Origin of the sequence: Micromonospora sp. WMMD736, from assembly GCF_049179015.1 — a bacterium.
Taxonomy (GTDB): Bacteria; Actinomycetota; Actinomycetes; order Mycobacteriales; family Micromonosporaceae; genus Micromonospora.
Genome location: NZ_JBMHMI010000115.1, coordinates 1 through 2,239, shown reverse-complemented (window position 1 = coordinate 2,239; position 2,239 = coordinate 1). Strand labels below are relative to the sequence as shown.

Here is a 2,239-nt window from a genome sequence, read left to right as displayed (position 1 = left end):
TGGGCGCCGACATCGCCGACGTCGCCACCATCCAGGGCGATACCGCGGTCACCCCGTACGGGGCGGGCACCCAGGGCAGCCGCAGCGGCCCGATGACCGCGGGCGCGGTCAACGAGGCGGGCACCATCCTGCGCGCGCAGCTGGTCACCTTGGCTGCCCAGTTGCTGGGTGCCGATGAAGCCGAGATCGAATTGGGCGGGTCGAAGGCCAGAGTGGCCGGCGACCCGGACAAGTCCGTGAGCTTCGCCGACATCGCCTACCGGGCCTACTACGATCCGGCTCAGCTGCCCCCGGGCACGTCGGCGCTACTGGAGGCCACCGCGCGCTTCGCGTCGCCGCCGACGGCAATGATCCACTGGGCCAACGCCACCCACGCCTGCACGTGCGAGGTCGACGTGGAGACGGGCCGGGTCGATATCACCCGCTACATCGTCAGCGAGGACGTCGGGCCGATGATCAACCCGAACGTCGTCGAGGGCCAGGTGGCCGGCGGCACCGTGCAGGGCATCGGCGGCGCGTTACTGGAGAAACTGTCCTATGACGCCGACGGAAACCCGTTGTCGTCCACCTTTGTCGACTATCTGCTGCCGACGGCCACCGAGGTGCCGCCGATCGAGTTCGGCCACGTCGAGATCCCCGGCCCCGGTGTCGGCGGCTACAAGGGCGCCGGTGAGGGCGGGGCGATCGGCTCGACGCCGGCCGTCATCAACGCGATCAACGACGCGCTGGCCCCGCTGGGTGTCACCCTGACCACGCTGCCCGCCAGTCCCGCCACCATCGTCGAACTGCTCGAACACGCAGCCTCCGGAGGGCAGGAGCGAAGCGACCGGGGAATCCAACGAAGAGAGGACCAGTAACCGTGGAACTGACCAACGAATTCCGGGTCGCGGTGCCGGCCGCCAAGACGTGGGCGGTGCTCACCGACGTCGAGCGCGTCGCGCCCTGCCTGCCCGGCGCCACGCTGCTCAGCGTCGACGGCGACGAGTTCACCGGCGCGGTAAAGGTCAAAGTCGGCCCGATCACGGTGTCCTACAACGGCGTTGCCGCCTTCCAGGAAAAGGATACGGCCGCCCAGCGGGTGGTGCTGAAGGCCACCGGCAAGGAAACCCGCGGCAACGGCAGCGCCGCCGCGATCGTCACCGCCCAACTCAAAGACGAGGGTGATGCGACCGCGGTGTTCATCAACACCGACCTGACCATCTCCGGCAAGGCCGCTCAGTTCGGCCGCGGCGTGCTGGCCGACGTCGCCACCAACCTGATCGGCCAGTTCGCCAAGTCACTGGAAGCCAGCCTGCTCGGCACCACCCCGACTGCCGCGTCGGCCGCTCCTGCTGCCGCGTCAGCCGCACCGCAGGCCGATGCCGGCGACTCGGTCGACCTGCTGAAAGTCGTTGCGGTGCCGATGGCCAAGCGAGCCGCTCCGGTGCTCGCCGGGGTTGCCGCGGGGGCCGCGGCCGGGTTCCTGCTGGGCCGGCGCACGAAGGCGCAGCCGGCGCTCGCCGACGATCTGCAGGCCGCCCTGGCCAAGCTGCTGTCATGAAAGCAGCCCCGTTCGCCTACCACCGCCCCGAGACGGTGCAGGAGGCCGCCGAGTTGCTCGCCGAGTTCGGCGAGGACGCCAAGGTACTGGCCGGTGGTCAGAGCCTGGTGCCGATGCTGGCGATGCGGCTGACCCACTTCGAGAACCTGATCGACATCTCGCGCATCGGCGAGTTGCGCAGCATCGACCTGGACGGCGACGCGATCGTCGTCGGCGCCGGGACCCCGCACGCGTTCGTCGGGATGGACGACGAGGTGGCCGACAGCGTTCCGCTGCTCACGCTGGCCACCCCGCACATCGGCCACTTCCAGATCCGCTCCCGCGGCACGCTGGGCGGCGCGATCGCGCACGCGGACCCCGCCGCCGAGTACGCCGCGGTGGCCCTTTTGCTGGATGCCCAGATGGACGCGGTGTCCACCCGCGGTTCACGCCAGATCGCGGCGGCCGACTTCTTCACCGGTCTGTGGGAGACCTCGCTGGCATCCGACGAGATCCTGACCGCGGTGCGGTTCCCGGTGTGGCGCGGCCGGTGCGGTTACGCAGTCGAGGAATTCGCCCGCCGCCACGGCGATTTCGCCATCGCTGGAGCGACGGTCGCGCTCGAGGTGGACGGTGACGACCGCGTCGCGCGCTGCGGCATCGGGCTGCTGGGCCTGGGCTCCACGCCGCTGCGCGGCAGTGCCGGCGAACAGGCCATCA

At 70.3% G+C, this 2,239-nt stretch carries 3 protein-coding genes; all 3 read left to right on the top strand.

Features of this window, described 5'->3' with window-relative positions; genetic code table 11:
* Nucleotides 1–857: xanthine dehydrogenase family protein molybdopterin-binding subunit (locus tag ACN269_RS34380; protein WP_421477463.1), on the top strand; the 857-nt coding region annotated here is incomplete at its 5' end.
* A gap of 2 nt (nucleotides 858–859) precedes the next feature.
* Nucleotides 860–1,540 (top strand): SRPBCC family protein, encoded by a 681-nt coding sequence (locus ACN269_RS34375; protein ID WP_421477462.1) that lies wholly within the window; start codon nucleotides 860–862, stop codon nucleotides 1,538–1,540.
* On the top strand, nucleotides 1,537–2,239 hold a 703-nt coding region (locus ACN269_RS34370; protein ID WP_421477460.1), incomplete at its 3' end, for an FAD binding domain-containing protein. The genes ACN269_RS34375 and ACN269_RS34370, both read left to right, overlap by 4 nt.